General features: G+C 51.2%; 16 protein-coding genes. 8 read left to right on the top strand and 8 right to left on the bottom strand.

All coding sequences use genetic code 11. The features are described from left to right. Positions 1 to 122: 122 nt before the first annotated feature. From LOZ86_RS10905 to LOZ86_RS10895, 3 genes are all read left to right on the top strand, one after another. The gene (locus LOZ86_RS10905) at positions 123 to 473 is read left to right on the top strand and encodes a DUF1283 family protein (protein ID WP_039473112.1); all 351 of its coding nucleotides are present in this window, start codon (positions 123 to 125) and stop codon (positions 471 to 473) included. Positions 474 to 654: 181 nt separating this feature from the next. After that, positions 655 to 1,275 carry a hypothetical protein gene (locus LOZ86_RS10900; protein ID WP_165708222.1) on the top strand — a complete coding sequence of 207 codons (621 nt, stop codon included), beginning with the start codon at positions 655 to 657 and terminating at the stop codon, positions 1,273 to 1,275. 103 nt (positions 1,276 to 1,378) lie between these two features. Beyond that, positions 1,379 to 1,678 (top strand): DUF1161 domain-containing protein, encoded by a 300-nt coding sequence (locus tag LOZ86_RS10895; RefSeq protein ID WP_010296060.1) that lies wholly within the window; start codon positions 1,379 to 1,381, stop codon positions 1,676 to 1,678. Between the two features lie 62 nt (positions 1,679 to 1,740). On the opposite strand, the gene LOZ86_RS10890 is transcribed toward LOZ86_RS10895, so the two are convergent. From LOZ86_RS10890 to LOZ86_RS10875, 4 genes are all read right to left on the bottom strand, one after another. Continuing rightward, complete coding sequence (locus LOZ86_RS10890) at positions 1,741 to 3,228, bottom strand: MDR family MFS transporter (RefSeq protein WP_039486880.1); 1,488 nt, start codon at positions 3,226 to 3,228, stop codon at positions 1,741 to 1,743. A 102-nt stretch (positions 3,229 to 3,330) separates the two neighbouring features. Continuing rightward, positions 3,331 to 3,996, bottom strand: a complete 666-nt coding sequence (bioD, locus tag LOZ86_RS10885; RefSeq protein WP_010296067.1) for a dethiobiotin synthase — start codon at positions 3,994 to 3,996, stop codon at positions 3,331 to 3,333. Positions 3,997 to 4,129: 133 nt separating this feature from the next. Further along, entirely contained in the window at positions 4,130 to 5,347 is a 1,218-nt protein-coding gene (mlc, locus tag LOZ86_RS10880; protein WP_039486883.1) for a sugar metabolism global transcriptional regulator Mlc, read from the bottom strand. Positions 5,348 to 5,717: 370 nt separating this feature from the next. Beyond that, positions 5,718 to 6,614, bottom strand: a complete 897-nt coding sequence (locus tag LOZ86_RS10875; RefSeq protein WP_039486885.1) for a LysR family transcriptional regulator — start codon at positions 6,612 to 6,614, stop codon at positions 5,718 to 5,720. 114 nt (positions 6,615 to 6,728) lie between these two features. Between LOZ86_RS10875 and LOZ86_RS10870 the strand changes: the two genes are divergently transcribed. Next, positions 6,729 to 7,997, top strand: coding sequence for an MFS transporter (locus LOZ86_RS10870; RefSeq protein ID WP_230241877.1), 1,269 nt, complete (start codon positions 6,729 to 6,731; stop codon positions 7,995 to 7,997). Positions 7,998 to 8,133: 136 nt separating this feature from the next. Here the strand turns inward: LOZ86_RS10870 and LOZ86_RS10865 are convergent, their stop codons facing one another. Together LOZ86_RS10865 and fumC are read right to left on the bottom strand one after the other, a co-directional pair. Then, entirely contained in the window at positions 8,134 to 8,598 is a 465-nt protein-coding gene (locus LOZ86_RS10865) for a hypothetical protein (protein ID WP_039486889.1), read from the bottom strand. A 294-nt stretch (positions 8,599 to 8,892) separates the two neighbouring features. After that, positions 8,893 to 10,290, bottom strand: coding sequence for a class II fumarate hydratase (fumC, locus tag LOZ86_RS10860; protein ID WP_230241875.1), 1,398 nt, complete (start codon positions 10,288 to 10,290; stop codon positions 8,893 to 8,895). Positions 10,291 to 10,529: 239 nt separating this feature from the next. On the opposite strand from fumC, the gene manA reads away from it, so the two are divergent. From manA to add, 4 genes are all read left to right on the top strand, one after another. Continuing rightward, entirely contained in the window at positions 10,530 to 11,702 is a 1,173-nt protein-coding gene (gene manA / locus LOZ86_RS10855) for a mannose-6-phosphate isomerase (protein WP_111778681.1), read from the top strand. A gap of 88 nt (positions 11,703 to 11,790) precedes the next feature. Next, complete coding sequence (locus LOZ86_RS10850; RefSeq protein WP_039486894.1) at positions 11,791 to 13,341, top strand: YdgA family protein; 1,551 nt, start codon at positions 11,791 to 11,793, stop codon at positions 13,339 to 13,341. Between the two features lie 98 nt (positions 13,342 to 13,439). Further along, the gene (locus tag LOZ86_RS10845) at positions 13,440 to 14,414 is read left to right on the top strand and encodes a bile acid:sodium symporter (protein ID WP_039486896.1); all 975 of its coding nucleotides are present in this window, start codon (positions 13,440 to 13,442) and stop codon (positions 14,412 to 14,414) included. A gap of 124 nt (positions 14,415 to 14,538) precedes the next feature. Continuing rightward, the gene (gene add, locus LOZ86_RS10840) at positions 14,539 to 15,555 is read left to right on the top strand and encodes an adenosine deaminase (protein WP_039486898.1); all 1,017 of its coding nucleotides are present in this window, start codon (positions 14,539 to 14,541) and stop codon (positions 15,553 to 15,555) included. Positions 15,556 to 15,634: 79 nt separating this feature from the next. Here add and LOZ86_RS10835 read toward each other — a convergent pair whose 3' ends face one another. Together LOZ86_RS10835 and LOZ86_RS10830 are read right to left on the bottom strand one after the other, a co-directional pair. Further along, positions 15,635 to 16,096: an SgcJ/EcaC family oxidoreductase gene (locus LOZ86_RS10835; protein ID WP_039486900.1), complete on the bottom strand. Its 462-nt coding sequence runs from the start codon at positions 16,094 to 16,096 to the stop codon at positions 15,635 to 15,637. A gap of 244 nt (positions 16,097 to 16,340) precedes the next feature. Next, positions 16,341 to 17,333 carry a bile acid:sodium symporter family protein gene (locus LOZ86_RS10830; protein ID WP_039486902.1) on the bottom strand — a complete coding sequence of 331 codons (993 nt, stop codon included), beginning with the start codon at positions 17,331 to 17,333 and terminating at the stop codon, positions 16,341 to 16,343. Between the last annotated feature and the right edge of the window lie 310 nt (positions 17,334 to 17,643).

The raw sequence follows: 17,643 nt of genomic DNA, 5'->3' as shown, positions 1-17,643 counted from the left end.
TGCACAAAGCGCGGAGGTTACAGGGAACGGCGGTCGCCTTTTGTTGTCTATCGCTTGCCGTGCGCTTTATCGTTCTGCGGCACCGGCGTTTGTTTTTATCATTCGTTCTGTCAAGGTGAAACATGAACCACTACTCTTTCTCTTCTTTGATTCGGGCCTTCATCCCGCTTTCTCTGGTTATCGTTTCCGCTGCCTGGCAGCCTGCCGCACTGGCAGAGACACGCCATATCATTGTTGATTCCGGCGACAGCGCGTTGTCGAAAGAAGCGGCGCGTCAAAGCAAAGAGCAATGGGACTCAACCCGCTCACTGCGTAACAAAGTCAATAACCGCGTTGAGAAAGAATTCGATAAAACGGAAAAAGCGATTGATGGGCGTGAAAAATGCAACGCCAGCTACAACGTCAATGCTTACTGGGAAAACACCACCGATCGCTGCCTCGATCGTCGTACTGGCCGCCCCGTTACCCCCTGATTTTTCACCCACGCCTTCTGGTGTGGGTTTCCCCTTTTCTCTTCGTAGTGCAGCAAACAAAATAGCGCAGCAAAATAATGCAGAAAATTAGCCTGCACCCGAGGGGACATCACCGTTAAACTCAACGATTATCGCTGTATCGTAGCAACACGCATTGTTATCCAAAATGGAGTGCATCAGGATGAATATGGATCTCGTGCAGTTACTTTCACGCCCTTTTCACATCAAACTGTGGGGTGTGTTTATTATGTGTCTATTGGTCAGTTCGTGTGCAAACACCTATCCGAAGACGGACAACATCACGAATATCACCAATGACAATGGGACGCTTATCGCGGAGTCTGCTAATTACGTTTATAAGTTCTCCGACGCACGCACTCAAAAAGAGTATCAGGACTATTATGGGTTTTATCGTGATTACAAAGACATCATCCTTGGCGTGAGGGTCGATTTTTCTCTCCGTAATAATGGTCAAGTCTATGCAAGCTATAAAAACATGATCGACACACGCCAACTAACCAAAGAGCAGTTGGTCGATTTACGCGAGCTTTACGCGGCGAGAATTCCTTCAGCAATGGGAAAAGGTGAAGTCACGTTTAGCGCGAATGGCACATTTAGTAAAAAAGACGGCTCACTGGTCAGCCCGACAACACAGGGTCGCCTGCCGCAGCCCATTCCTGTGGTGATCAATAACAGCGATAACTCCGGCGAAGAAGTGCTACTTGCTCCCCTCATGGTTCCGGCTGTTATCCTTTTCCCACTCTTTATGATGTATGGCTGCGCCACTGGGCCCTGCGTTTAGCTTTCTCCGGCCATCACTGATGGCCGGGTTTCGCGGCTTTTTCGCGTTATCGTCATCGTTTGATATACTCAAAGGGACTTTTTTCAGAGAAAAGGATCAAAAGATGAAAAAAACCGTCATTTTTGGTGCCGCGTTATTCCTGGTTGCTCCGTTGGCTGCACAGGCATCTTGCGAAAGCGTGAAAGCGGATATTACCCAGAAAATCATCGCCAATGGCGTACCAGAATCCGGTTTTACGCTGGATATCGTCCCGAACGATCAGGTGAATCAGGCCGGTGGTCAGGTGGTTGGTCACTGCGAGAGTGATTCTCACAAGATTGTTTACACCCGCCATGCTGAGGGCGACGCCAATACGGAAAGTGCGCCAGCGCCAACAGAAGGCCAGCCGACGACCACACCGTAGCCCTTCCTCTAGGTGTTCTAGCATAGATGTTCAAAAGGCGCTTTCGCGCCTTTTCTTTTGCCTTATTTTTGTCTGGTTTCAGCCTGCCCCGGCCGCTGACTTGCCGGGATCATTCTGGCGGAAAGCAGCGTAATGGCGGCGATGAGTGCAGAAACGATAAATACGCCGTGGATTGATGAGGCGACTTGCGATGCCAGCGTATCGAGCTGGTTGACGCTCAACAGGATGCGCTTGGCCGGGTCCATTAGCGTCTGGAGCGGATCGCTCACGTCCGGCAATCGCCAGTGCAGACTGATGTTCAGCGTGGCGCCAAGGATGGCTGTTCCCAGCGCGGAACCTAGCATGCGGGTAAACATGGCGGAAGCCGTCGCAATGCCGCGGATGGAATAGTCCACCGAGTTTTGTATCGATACCAGAAACGTTGTGCTACTCAGCCCCATTCCCGAACCGATCAGAAATGCCGCGAGCCGCGCCCACATAAGGTTGCTGTCCGGTTGAACGGTTAGCAGCGTCAGACTGCCGATAATCAGCACAACGCCGCCGAGCATTGCCGTAAAGCGGTAAGACGTCCACAGCATTAAGCGCCCGCTCAGCGTACTGGCCAACGGCCAGCCAATCGACATCATCGCCAGTATACTGCCAGCTTCCAGCGGCGTTTTACCCATTACGCCCTGAATAAACGTTGGCAAAAAGGCGCTCACGCCCATCATGGCGGCACCGACGACCAATCCGCCGAGATTACCAGCGATAATGACCCGATTGCGCCACAGCGCCAGCGGAAACAGCGGCTCCGGCGTGCGCTTTTCCTGTCGAACCAGCAGAATGCTGCCCACGGCGGAGATCGCAAGCAGCGGGATCACCCAGTAGCCGAACACCTCAGCCTGTAGCAGCGCCATCAGCAAACTGGCGACGGACACAATCAGATAGAACGCCCCCATCCAGTCCAACTGATGCTGGCGTACGGCATTCATCGTCGGCAGATAACGAGCCAGCAGGAAGATAGAGAATAACCCAATCGGCACGTTGACCCAGAAGACCAGCGCCCAGTTGAAGTGTTGCACGATAAACGCCCCCAGCAGCGGGCCGATAATCGCAGAAAAGCCCCACACGCTGGACAAATAGCCCTGTATTTTCGGGCGCTCGGTCGAGCTGTACACATCAGCAACAATAGTGAAGGCAATCGGCGTAATCGCGCCCGCGCCCAGCCCTTGCAAGGTGCGGAAGACGATCAGCCAGCCCATCTGCGTCGAGAATCCGCACAGAATAGACCCCAGCAGGAACACGATCATGCCGAAGAAGAATATCTTTTTGCGGCCATACAGATCGGCCAATCGGCCATAAATCGGAATACTGATCGACTGCGTCAGCAAATAACCCGCAAAGACCCAGCCCAATAAGGAAAACCCGCCTAAATCCGCGATGATGGTGGGCAGCGCGGTGGCGACAATCGTCACTTCAATCGCGGCCGTGAACATGGCCAACATACAGGCAATTAAAATCCAATGGCGATGTGGGACAGGTGTTTGCTGCGGGTTATTCTCTGTTTTCATTATATTTTCAGGGTAAGAAGAAAAACTGCCTGTGAGTATAACAGGTGGCGTGACGGAGAAAATTTATTCCCGCAGAGAAGCGGGAATAGAAGACGAAAGAAATTAATAGCTGACGGCAGAAAGATCGATATAAGACGAGAGATCCCGCTGTTCGGCGCGCGGCAAGTAAGGCAGTTCACCCAGCTGCGGTGCCGGAATTTTTTTCCGCAGAACGTGAATGATTTCTGCGTAATTCGCCAGTCCTGGGTTAATACGGTTAGCGACCCAGCCGACCAGCGGTAAACCATCGTTGATGATCGCCTGTGCGGTCAGCAGTGCATGGCTGATACAGCCCAGTTTGATGCCAACAACCAGCACAACAGGCAGCTGTTCCTGCACCACCCATTCGGAATACGGGCGCAGATCGTTCATAACGGTTCGCCATCCGCCTGTCCCTTCAACCACCACGATATCCGCTGTCTCGCCCATGTGGCGCAGACCTTGCGTCATCGTGCAGTAATCAATGGTTCCTTCACTGGCGCTGATTTCATCTTCCCGCAGTGCGATGGGGTTAACCATGTTATAGGGCAATTCCAGCGTAGAGGCCGCCTGTAGCAACAGCGCGTCTTTATTACGCAGACCCGCTTCCGTCTCTTCGCACCCTTTTGCTATCGGTTTGTAGCCCGCAACCGATTTGCCTGCCAGCGCCAGTTTTTGCAGTAGCGCCTTGGATACCACTGTTTTGCCAACGGCGGTATCAGTACCAGTGACAAAAATACGTTTCAACATGGGATAACTCCAGACCACCTGAATATCAAAAAACAAGCACAGCTAAAATGCTTTCCAAGCGTGAAAGTCTAGGCTATGCCTCATTCGGGCAGTTTGCGTTAGCGCAATGTTTTGTTGCTCTACGCCTTTATGGTTATCCCTGTAGCAGTTTAACCAGCAGCGATCCGTTATAGAGCGCGTCCTTGACCAGTGCTGCACCGGGCATCGTGCCCTGATTGTAGAATTGAGTCGCTTCCACCTGGAGGTTGTGGCTATAGGGCGGGAATGATTGCTGTTGAATACAGCCTAAAATGGCGGGATGTAAAATGCTGGCCGCTTTATTCAGAGGAGATCCCACCAGAATTTTATCGGGATTGAAGAGATTCACCATGATAGCGACAATGCGGCCTACGTTATGACCGACATCGTTAATAATATCTTTGGCTAACTGATCGCCCTTGAGCGCAGCGTCACACAGGTTCTCAACGCTAAGCGGTGAACCGTGCAGAAGTGAACTCATGGACGTATTCATGCGCTGTTGCGCCAGTTCCAGCATATTTTCCGTGCTGGCGACCGTTTCCAGACAGCCGTGATTGCCGCAATAGCAACGCTTGCCATAGGGATCGACCTGCGTGTGCCCGATTTCGACCAGATTCCGACTTCTCGCATGGAGGATGCGGCCACCGGTAATCACACCCGCCCCGACGTTATGGTCGATCACCACCTGAATCACATTTTGGCAATCGCGCGATGCGCCGTATAGCGCTTCGGCCATCGTCCAGGCGCAGATATCATGCTGCAAATATACTGGCAACCCCGTGCGCTGTTCCAGCGCTGGGCCAATCGCCATTTCCTCAACGTCATAAAATGGCATCCGGTGAATAATGCCCTTACTGGCATCAATCATGCCCGGTGCGGTAATCGCGATTGCCGTTAGTCGCTCCAACCGCTTTTGATGACGAATAAAAAACTGGTCGATTTCATTCAAAATACGGTCGAGCAGTGGCTGTGGCGATGTGGCAGGAAGCGGGATGTCTTCTTCCACAACCAGCTTACTGCTGAGATCGCGCAGCGCCAATAACAGGGTATTGTGGCTGATGCGTGCGGAAAGATAATGCCAGGCCTCGGTATCGAGAATCAGGCCGATAGCGGGACGCCCTCTGCTGCCCACATCCTGATATTCAGTTTCCTGTACCAGATGGGCTTCCAGCAGTTCGCGGACGATTTTGGTAATACTGGCGGGCGCGAGCTGAGCGCGTTTAGACAGTTCGATACGTGATATCGGGCCGTACTTATCGATCAGCCGATACACTGCACCGGCATTCATTTGTTTAATTTGATCGATGTGTCCTGGTTGACCGTCGGCTATCACAAACCTGGCTCCTACTCATTATATACCCGTCATACTTCAAGCTGCATGTGCGTTGGCTTCGCTCAGTCACCCGAATCACTTACCTCAGTAAGCTCATCGGGATTCCTTCCCTTGCCGCGTTACGATGCTCATGACTGAGCATCGCCCTAAAGGGCTAACGCTTCGCGTTGTTCAAAACGAATACGTTTTGTCCTGCACCCCGAATTATTTAGGGTATATCTGGCACTGCTGTTGAAAAATTTATCTTTATTATTGCGGCATGACTATTTTTCACGCTGCAAAATAAAAAAACTGCGGGTATGGTGGGGCTTTTCACTAAACTCGTCAAATATTTGATTCGTTATGTGATTTAGCGCGCATATTTTAACGATTATCCGCCCAGCATCAGCGAAATCAGCACTTTCGCAGCCGCACTTTGCGGCTGATGTCGTGCCGTCACCAGCCAGACTTCCGTTGTGGCGTCCTCTTCTTCCAGCAGCAAATATTTCACACCATCGACCCGAATACGCAAAAACGATGCAGGCAAAATGGACACGCCCAATCCCGCGGATACCAGCCCGACGATGGTCATCGCCTCGCCCACTTCCTGCGTAATGTAGGGGCTGATGCCATAGCGTTTCAGTAGCGTCAGCGTATCGTCATACAGCGCCGTTCCAACCGCGCGGGAGAAGAAAACGAACGGCTCATTCGCCAGCTGTGTAATGCTGATGGCCCGCCCTGTTTTCTGTTGCGCTAAAGGATGGGACTCCTGCACGACAGCAATTAGCGGTTCACACAGCAGCAACTGATGATCCAATGCGTCCGGCAACGGGTTATTGCGCATAATGCCGATATCGAGCTTACCGTTCAGCAGCGGTTCAATTTGCTGCTTGGTATTGAGCTCCATCATCTGAATATGCACTTCTGGGTAGGTTTGGCGAAAACGCAGCAGGCTGCTGGAGATCTTTTTGATAAACGGCGCAGAGGACGTAAAACCGATCGTTAATTCCCCAATCTCGCCGCGTTGAATGCGGGACGCCCGTTCCGCCGCCTGATCGACCTGACTGATAATCGACCAGGCCTCTTTCAGGAACATCTCGCCTGCTGGCGTGAGTTGGACATTCCGGTTGTTGCGCGCCAACAATTTCGCTCCCACCTGCTCCTCCAGAATCTGAATCTGTTGGCTCAGTGGCGGCTGTGAAATGCGTAATCGTTCTGCGGCTCGGCCAAAATGCAGCTCTTCAGCGACCGCAATAAAATAGCGAAGGTGACGTAGTTCGATATTCATACTTTAAACATATCAATCATGATTATTAATATATTATACAAAATAATATCACTCTTCTATGATCCTCTCATTGTTGTTTTACGCCTGATTTACCCTTTCTGGTAAGGAATTATTGTGAATAACCCGCCATCTTCTGCACCGAACGACTGGCTTATTCCTGCGGCCGACGATGCGGATGATACTGCCCCGAAATCTTCTGGTAAAACGCCTTATATCACGCGTGGTACGCCACAATTTATGCGCGTCACGCTGGCGCTGTTTTCTGCTGGGTTAGCAACGTTTGCCCTACTGTATTGTGTTCAGCCGCTGCTGCCGGTGCTATCTCAGGATTTCGGTATTTCGCCAGCGACCAGCAGCCTGTCGCTTTCCGTCTCAACGGTAATGCTGGCGTTTGGGCTGCTGTTTACCGGACCGCTCTCCGACGCGATCGGTCGTAAGAATGTGATGGTCGTGTCCTTGATGCTGGCCGCGATCTGTACCGTGATTTGCGCATTTATGACCAGCTGGAACGGCGTATTGATCATGCGGGCGATGATGGGGCTGTCGCTAAGCGGCGTTGCGGCCGTCGCCATGAGCTACCTGAGTGAAGAAATTCACCCCAGCGTGCTGGCGTTTTCGAGGGGGTTATATATCAGCGGTAATTCAATCGGCGGCATGAGTGGACGTCTGGTCAGCGGGGTCTTAACGGACTATTTCCCGTGGCGAGTCGCCATCGGTACGATCGGCGTACTGGCGCTCATTGCCGCGATCACGTTCTGGCGTATCCTGCCAGAATCACGCCATTTCCGCCCCGGTTCGCTACGCCCGAAAACGCTGTTGCTGAACAGCAAACTGCACTGGCGCGATGCGGGCTTGCCACTGCTGTTCCTTCAGGGATTTTTGCTGATGGGCGCGTTCGTTACCCTGTTTAACTACATTGGGTATCGGTTGCTGGCTGCGCCTTATTTACTCAGTCAGGCGGTGGTTGGCTTACTTTCCGTGGTTTATCTCACCGGAAGTTACAGCTCGCCGAAAGCCGGCGCATTAACGGCCCGCTATGGACGCGCTCCGGTGCTAAGCGTCGCTATCCTCCTGATGCTAGCGGGACTGGGAATGACGGCACTGAGCCCGCTCTTCGCGATCTTTGGCGGGATGATGCTTTTTACCGCGGGTTTCTTTGCCGCCCACTCGGTAGCCAGCAGTTGGATTGGTCAACGGGCGCGGCGCGCGAAAGGTCAGGCATCATCAATGTATCTCTTTTCTTACTATCTGGGCTCCAGTCTGGCCGGCACGCTGGGGGGATTCTTCTGGCACGCGTTTGGGTGGATGGGTATCACCGTCTTTTTGAGCGCACTCTTACTGCTCGCGCTGGGAGTGAGTCTGATGCTTAAAAAACGCCTTTAAACGCCCTTCTTACCGGAGTTTACCTACATTCAGGTAAACTCCGCGCTACTCTCTTTATCTTTTACGCTCTCATGGCCTATGATCCTCATAAACTCGCTTACATAGCGCCCTCTACTTTACCGTCAACATAAAAAAATCAATATTTGTAGTCGCTTATCTCAATAGTTAATATTTTACGAATATCAAACGGAGGTAAATTAAAATCTTTTTTAATTTGATATGCAAAATCGTCTTTATTTAATCGTAAGTAAGAGATTTTTTCACCATTAATGTCTTTGTTATCTACGGTGTTCCCTTTGTAATATAAAAAATTATTATCTCTATCTTTAGATATGATAAGCGCAGGTTCCTGACTGCAACCGAAATGACTCTCATACCTTGTCTTTGTTATGATTCCATTTTTCGAATCATAATTATTTGAAAATATCTTTACAACTTCAGATGGCTTTGTATTGAATTTTATATTGTAATTTCTATTTTTTATTTTAAAAAGTCTTGATAATAAACCACATGATTCTTTTTTATTACTTTCTGGGAGGGATTTAGTGTTAATAACTACAGATTTTTGAGAATGACTAACTGATGCTGATAAATTATTCATAATTTTATTCTCAATATGCTTATTAAATGAACTTAATTATAACTGAAAGGAAAAATAAAAATATCATAATTCGCGATTTTCCTTTATGTTAACTAACAATTAATTGATGCTGAAAAATAATTCATATTTATATTCGTATTTTACTAAATGGTCTATCGTTCGTAAGCACAAACCGAAAGCGGCCGAACTTCGCCTGCTGATACCACATTTGCATCGGTATACCGATGCTCCAGAATGAAAAAGCCTGCTGATAAACACCAGCAGGCTGCGGGATAACGCGCTAATACCGCGCCATTACTTTTTCAGGCTACCGACCATCTCTTCCGGTCGAACCCACTCATCAAACTGTGCTTCGGTTAGGTAGTTCAGTTTGAGCGCAGCTGCCTTCAGCGTCAGCCCTTCTTTGTGCGCTTTTTTGGCAATTTCTGCCGCTTTGTCATAGCCAATATGCGTGTTGAGCGCCGTCACCAGCATCAGCGATTCATTCAGCAACTGATTGATGCGATCGCGATTCGGTTCGATTCCTACCGCACAGTGCTCATCGAAGCTCTTCATGCCATCAGCCAGCAGGCGAATCGATTGCAGGAAGTTATGAATCACCATCGGGCGATATACGTTCAGCTCAAAGTTACCAGACGCACCGCCGATATTCACCGCGACATCGTTGCCCATCACCTGACAACACAGCATCGTCAGCGCTTCGCACTGGGTCGGATTGACCTTGCCTGGCATGATGGAGCTACCCGGCTCGTTCTCAGGAATGCTCAGTTCGCCGATACCACAGCGCGGGCCGGACGCCAGCCAGCGTACATCGTTGGCAATCTTCATTAACGATGCAGCCAGCCCTTTCAAAGCACCGTGCCCATGAACCAACGCATCACAGGTCGCCAGCGCTTCGAATTTATTCGGCGAAGTCACAAACGGTTGACCGGTCAGCGTCGCCAGCTCGGCCGCCACGCGCACCGCATATTCGGGATGCGTGTTTAACCCTGTTCCGACCGCCGTGCCGCCCAGCGCCAGCTCGCAAATGTGTGGCACGCTGTTTTCGATATGCTTCAGGTTATGCTGCAACATCGCGGCCCAGCCGGAGATTTCCTGCCCCAGCGTCAGCGGCGTGGCATCCTGTAAATGCGTACGGCCGATCTTGACGATATCCTTAAACTGCTCAGCCTTCGACGCCAGCGTGGCGTGTAACGCTTTCAATTCAGGAATCAGGTGTTCGTTGATCGCGACTACAGCGGCGACATGCATCGCCGTCGGGAAGACATCGTTGGAACTCTGACTTTTGTTGACATCGTCATTGGGATGAACCAGCCGATTGTTGCCCCGCACTCCCCCCAGCAGTTCACTGGCGCGGTTAGCCAACACCTCGTTCATATTCATATTGCTTTGCGTGCCAGACCCCGTCTGCCAGATCGCTAACGGGAATTCCTCGGCATGCTGGCCAGCCAACACTTCGTCCGCCGCCTGAATAATCGCATTTCCCCGATCGGCTGGCAGAAGCGTGAGATCCATGTTGACGCGGGCTGCCGCTCGCTTGGTTTGTGCCAGCGCATAAATCAGCGCACGGGGCATTTTCTCTTCAGAAATACGGAAGTGTTCCAGCGATCGTTGCGTTTGGGCGCCCCATAACCGTTCAGCAGGAACATCAATCGGTCCCATTGAGTCTTTTTCACTACGCGTCGTGCTCATTACCTTTCCTCCTTAAAATACACATTCAACTAGTAGAAGACATCGAATCACATCGCTGGGCCTATTCTGATAACACTCACTGGCCTTATCGCGCTTATTGGCCCACTAACACTGTCTGGTATCGCGCTACATAAAACATTACCATGAAGCGAAGAAGATGCAGTGTATTCATAATCACTCAGGTAATTAACAGCCAGCATCACAGAAATTAACAATTAATGTAATAGCAGGGAGCCGACATGCAAAAAATGCTCAATTGCGTCCAGCACTACGCCTGGGGCAGCAAGCACGCCTTAAATGAGCTATATGGCATTGATAACCCTAACGATTTACCGATGGCAGAACTTTGGATGGGCGCCCATCCTAAAAGCAGTTCGGCGATTATTGATGAAAAAGGCAACACCCGCAGCCTGCGAGATGTGATTGCCGAAGACGCGACCACCCATCTTGGCGCAACGATCGCGCAACGTTTTGGCGAATTGCCCTTTTTGTTTAAGGTATTGTGCGCGGAACAGCCGCTTTCCATACAGGTTCACCCCAGTAAATCGTCGGCAGAACAAGGCTTTGTGAAAGAGAATGCCGCGGGCATCCCGCTCGATGCGGCCGAAAGAAACTACAAAGATGCCAATCACAAACCGGAATTGGTCTACGCATTAACGCCCTTTCAGGCTATGAATGGGTTCCGAGAATTATCTGAAATTGTGCAGTTGCTAGAGCCCGTCGCCAGCGCACATCCGTCAATCACCGCGTTTTTACAACAGCCCGACGCGAAGAATCTCGCCATGCTGTTCACCAACCTGTTGAGTATGGAAGGTGAGCAAAAATCGCGGGCGCTCGGCGTCTTGAAGGCCGCGCTAAATAGTCAAAATGACGAGCCCTGGGCGACCATCCGCGCGATCACCCAATACTATTCCGACGACAGCGGATTGTTCTCTCCGCTGCTGCTGAACGTCATTACGCTGCAACCCGGCGAAGCCATGTTCCTGTTTGCGCAAACGCCGCATGCTTATCTGAAAGGCGTGGCATTAGAAGTCATGGCGAATTCGGATAACGTGCTGCGTGCTGGGTTAACGCCGAAATACATTGATATTCCAGAGCTATTGGATAATGTCATGTTCGAAGCCAAACCCGCAAACCAGTTGCTGACGACACCACACCGACAGGGTAATGAACTCAGCTTCCCGATTCCTGTTGAGGATTTTGCTTTTTCGCTGCACGAACTGAGCCAAAGCCCACAGACGCTCAGCCAGAACAGTGCCGCCATTGTATTTTGTATTGACGGCGATGCCGTCCTGCAAAAAAATGAGCAGCGGCTCTCGCTACGTCCGGGAGAGTCCTGCTTCATTTCAGCCAGTGAGTCACCGATAACGGTTGAGGGACAGGGGCGTCTCGCTCGCGTATTTAACCGATAACTTGTTCCATACGCAGCAGTTATCTCTGGGTAAGCTGCCAGCGTTTCGCGTTGAAAACGCGCATTTTTTTACTAAAGGATGAATAAAAATGAAGAAGTCGTTAGTCGCCGTAGGCGTTATTGTTGCTCTGGGTGCAGTCTGGACCGGCGCCTCCTGGTACACCGGCAAACAGATGGCTCAGCAAATTGATGGTTTTACCGATACGCTGAATACCAAGCTCAAGCAAGCCTACCCGAACGCGGGCCTGAAAGTGGTCTATCGCGACTACCAGGGCGGCATTTTCAGCAGTACCCTGGCCTATGTTTTACAGACAGACGGCACAGCAAAAGGGGCGCAGTTCCTTGCGCCTGGCGAAGAACTGGTCTTCAACGAAACCGTGTATCACGGGCCGTTCCCGCTAGCACAGCTCAAGAAATTCAACCTCGCTCCGGCGATGGCATCTGTCCATACCGAGTTGGCCAACACACCCGCCATCAAAGCCTGGTTTGAGCTGACGAAAGATAAGCCGTTCTTTACGGCCGAAACTCGCGTCGCTTACAGCGGTGATACGCAGTCACTCGTTACGCTGGCCCCTATCGACCATCAGACACCAGAACAGAAATTTTCCTTCAGCGGCGCGCAAGCCGTGGTGGATATCGGACACGACCTGCGCAGCAGCAAGCTGGATACCACCATCAGCAGCGTGAAGATGGAAAGGAAAAATGCCTGGGGTCAAACAGAGAACGTCGATCTCACCGATTTCTCCATCAAAGGCACCAATCAAAAAGGCAAATTCGATCTGGATTTAGGCGATGGTAATCTGTCCTTCAAAGCGATGACGTTTACCGTAGAAGGTGGCGAGCCCGTTACGTTGAACGATTTCTCCCTGAAAAGTAGCGCAACGGAAGACGACAAGAATCTGGCAGGCAAAATGGCCGTGACGCTGGGATCGTTAATCATCGGCGACCGCAATCTGGGCTCTGGTAACGTCAGCATGTCCATTTCACAGCTTGATGGCGCGGGCACCAAACAGTTCCTCACCGCCTATCAGGAAAAAGTGCAGAAACTGTTGCAGGATCCGGCCGCTATCGATCCTGACGCTTATCAGCAGGATGTCGCCATGTCTGTTCTGCAATATCTGCCACAGTTGCTGAAAGGCAACCCGAGCATTGCGATTTCCCCGATCAGTTGGAAAAACAGCAAGGGTGAAGGCACGTTCACGCTGGCGCTGGATTTAACCGACCCGTTGCAGAGCACAGATAAAGCGAACGATGCCACCCTGTCGGATGAAGAAAAAATTATTCGTCAGTCGGTCAAAAAACTCGATGCCAAACTCAATGTTCCGCTGGATATGCTGGCAGAGCTAATGATACAAGCAGCACCGAAACCGGCGAACGATGAAGAGCAAAAGCAGCTCGCTGACATGGCGAAACAACAGGTTGAAATGATGGCCCAGATTGGTGAGGGTAACCAACTGAGCGTCACAAAAGACAACGCCATTACCAGTTCACTGCACTATGCCGATGGTCAAATTGATTTCAACGGCAACAAAATACCACTGGCTGATTTCATCGCGCCGTATTTCTCCGTTCCAACGGAACAAGGTGAAGAGTCTCTGCCTGGCGCACAGGAAGAACCCGTCACACCTCCGGCGCAATAAGTCAGCACATCGTATGACGTGCTAAAACACACGGTGGCCGCACTTGCCGCCACCGTTTTTCCTGCCCTACCTCTCCAGTTTGATTTTGAGATAACACCATGTCCGCGTTGAAGCCCTTCATGGAAGCCCATCAGGCCGCGATCTATTTTGTTGCCGTGATCGCGGCAGTGGCAGCAGCTCTGGCGCTGCCGGGGACAGAGCAACTGGATGTCGTGATTAATCCGGCGCTGGCGCTGATGTTGTTTGTCACGTTTCTGCAAGTGCCGCTGACCACCATCGGAAAAAGCATCACTCAAGTCAGATTCATCGGCGCGTTGCTGACTGCCAACTTCATCGTGATACCCTTGCTGGTCGCGGCGCTGTTGCCCTTTCTCCCCGCCGATCCACTGGTGAAGCTGGGCATCATATTGGTGTTACTCGCACCCTGTATTGACTACGTAGTGACATTTGCATATCTGGGTCGGGCCGATGCCGCCCGCCTGTTGGCCGCAACGCCTATTTTACTGTTGCTGCAAATGCTGGCCTTGCCCTTCTACCTGACGCTATTTCTCGGCCACGATGCTGCGGGGCTTATCGTCTTCGCGCCCTTTATCGACGCGTTTATCTGGCTGATTGCCGTGCCTTTAGCGCTGGCCGCGCTTCTGCAATGGCTAGCGGCGCGCCAACGCACAATGGCAACATTTGCGAATGCATTGAGCTATCTTCCCGTTCCGGTTACCGCTCTGGTGCTGTTTATCGTCATTGCGGCGGTCATTCCTCAACTCCGTACCACCTGGGCATCGGTGCTGCTCGCGGTGCCGTTTTATCTGCTCTTTGCGCTGCTGGCACCACTGCTCGGCTGGTTCACTGCCCGCGTGTTTCGATTGGATTCGGCTGGCGGGCGTGCCGTGGCCTTCAGCGCCAGCACGCGAAATTCTCTGGTTATTCTGCCGCTGGCGTTGGCAATACCCGGCGCACTGCCGCTGCTTCCGGCCGTGATTGTCTGCCAAACGTTAGTCGAGTTGCTCAGCGAACTCATTTATATCCGCGTTATTCCTAAGTTGAACGCCCGTTCTACGGGTCAGGAAAAGTAATAACAGATTGTTTTTGCTCAATGATTGTCCATATCACATGAATTTCGACGGTAACAATTAGCTATTTACCACGATTTCTTTTTATACTTTGTCGTACGAAAAACAGTAATCAGACAATAATATTATGATTGATTCTCGCTTACCATTGACAGACATCCACCGCCATTTGGATGGCAATATCCGCGCCCAGAGTATTCTGGAGCTAGGCCGCCAGTACAATATTGCATTACCTGCCAGCGATCTTGACATGCTCCGCCCTCACGTCCAAGTCACCAAGAATGAACCTGACTTACTGAGCTTTTTACAAAAGCTCGACTGGGGCGTAGCCGTACTCGGTTCACTGGATGCCTGCCGCCGCGTGGCTTACGAGAACGTTGAAGATGCCATGAAAGCTGGGTTGGATTACGCAGAACTGCGTTTCTCTCCCTACTATATGGCAATGAATCATAAACTGCCGATTGCTGGCGTTGTTGAAGCCGTGATCGACGGTATTACTGCTGGCAGTCGTGATTTCGATACCGATATCCGTCTGATTGGCATCATGAGTCGGACATTCGGCACTGAGGCCTGCCAGCAAGAGCTGGACGCCCTGCTGTCACAACGCGATCGCATCGTCGCACTCGATCTGGCGGGTGATGAGTTGGGCTATCCTGGCGCGCAGTTTACTTCGCATTTCCGACAAGCTCGCGATGCCGGCTGGCATATCACCGTTCATGCGGGGGAAGCGGCTGGGCCAGAAAGTATCTGGCAAGCGATTAACCATCTGGGTGCAGAGCGCATCGGGCACGGCGTCACCGCCATTATCGATCCTCGCTTGATGACGCACATGGCAGAGCATGGGATCGGCATTGAATCCTGCCTAACCTCTAACATTCAAACCAGCACCGTGGAAACACTGGATAAACATCCGCTGATCCACTTCCTGCGTTATGAAATCCCTGCAACTATTAATACGGACGACCCAGCAGTTCAGGGTATAGAGATTCGTCACGAATATGAGGTCGCAGCCCCGCTTGCTGGCCTGACGGCGGTAGAAACGCGCAAAGCGCAGGAAAACGGCCTGAACATTGCGTTTATCAGCGAGCAGGAAAAGCAGCAACTGCGTGAAAAGGTTCTGCGCAAACGCGGTGCTACGCAGTAATTTTTATCATCAGCACACAAAAAACGGCTAACTTTTGTTAGCCGTTTGATACGCACCTGTTAAAGATAAATTACAGAGATCAGCTTGGGTTTGCTGAGGAGTGGTGCGACGTAATCAACCACTGCTTCTGTTTCACGTCCCAAGCGTAAGTGTAGGTATAGCGCGCTTTGGCTACGCTACCATCACCGAATGTGAAGGTGTAGGTTCCGGTATCAACGGCCTTATTACAGCCGATGCGGATCGTGCTGGTGTCAATCTTACCAACCGGCTTTTTCGCCAGGAAATGTTCGAAGTAATCAATACGCTCTGCGTCAGTCGTACGCGGTTGATCGGACAGCGTTGGCAGCAGCACCGCGTCTGACGCATAGTTTTTCGCAACTTGCTTCGCATCGCCCGTTTTCAGCGATGCATTCCAACGGTCAAATAACGACGCAATCTCTTTTTGACTGGTTTTTACGCATTGTGTACCCTGAGCAGCCTGCACAGATGCGGAAGCCAGCGTCCCTAACATCGCTAAAGTTAACACCGTTTTTTTAAACATATTTCCCTCGATCTCAAAATAATAATTATCATTAACTGTGTCTTGCTCTATCGCTAACACATCTCGATGAGCGACTATTGTTATAACGTAACGCAACAGAAAAGTAACACCCCTGCGAAACTATCACTGTAATAGATTATTTCTTGTGTTTCCGCGTAGTTACACGTGTTTGTTACAAATGACAACGCCCTCGGCCTGTGTAAGACCGAGGGCGTTTTGCATGATACGAGAGACCGATAATCTCTTACTGACGGTGCGTATCCTGTTCCTTGTTTATCCGCTTGGCATAGCGCTGGGCCAGCGCGGCGCAGACCATCAGCTGAATTTGATGGAAAATCATCAGCGGCAGCACCATCGCACCAACCGCAGCGGCAGGAAATAGCACGTTTGCCATCGGGATCCCATTCGCCAGGCTCTTCTTCGAACCGCAGAATACGATGGTGATTTCATCGGCAGTATTAAAGCCCAGCTTACGGGCGACCAGCGTATTCACCACCAGCACAATCGCTAGCAGCACTATCGAACAGCCGACGACGGCGAGCAATGACCAGACGTTGATCTGTCCCCAAATCCCCTGCACAACCGCCTCGCTGAAGGCGACATACACCACCAAAAGAATCGATGACCGGTCAGTAATATTAATCAGCTTACGGTTACGCTCAACCCACTTGGCAATCAACGGGCGAGACAGATGGCCAATCACGAAAGGCACCATTAACTGCATGATAATAGAACCAATAGCGTGCAGCGTATCCGTTTCTCCCCCTTGCGTATGCATCAGCAAACCGACCAAAATCGGCGAGAGAAATACGCCCAAAATACTGGATGCCGAGGCGCTACAAATCGCTGCTGCGACGTTACCACCCGCCATTGAGGTATAAGCAATCGCTGACTGTACCGTCGCTGGTAGCGCGCACAGGTAGAGGAAGCCCAGATACAAGGTCGGCGTCAGCACAACGGGCGACAGCAGACTCATGCCGATTCCCAGCAGCGGGAACAGAATAAACGTGCTGGCAAACACCACCAGATGCAAACGCCAGTGCCCCATGCCAGTGGTAATCGCTTCCCGCGATAGCTTCGCGCCGTGCATAAAGAACAGCAGAGCAATCGCCGCGGTGGTCAGATGCTCAAAGAAAACCTTTACGGAGCCTTCAGCCGGAAGAACCGACGCTGTCACCACCACCAGAATCAGAACCAATAAGAATTTATCAATGCGTAACCGTTGTAACCACCCCATGCTCAACACCTTTCCCCTAGCCTCTTATCAGCCGAATGAACACCCTAACAAGACGGGCGATTCGAAGATCGCCCAAAGTTATCTATGACTAAATGTGAATCCAGAAATCTGAGCCGATAAATCTGTTTACAGACAGAAAACGGTGGTAATGAGATAAAGGCATCAGAAGCGCCTTCCGAACATCGTAAATCGGGCGTAAAAAGACGCATATACCGCATTTTTACCCTCGACCCATTCACCGTTCGATTGATTTTCTCAGCAATCTAGGGCGATCCTATAGATCGCCTGTTTAAACAAACCATTAACTATC

This window comes from Pectobacterium parvum (genome assembly GCF_020971565.1).
In the GTDB taxonomy this organism is placed as follows: Bacteria; Pseudomonadota; Gammaproteobacteria; order Enterobacterales; family Enterobacteriaceae; genus Pectobacterium; species Pectobacterium polare.
This window is presented reverse-complemented; position numbering and strand designations above follow the sequence as displayed.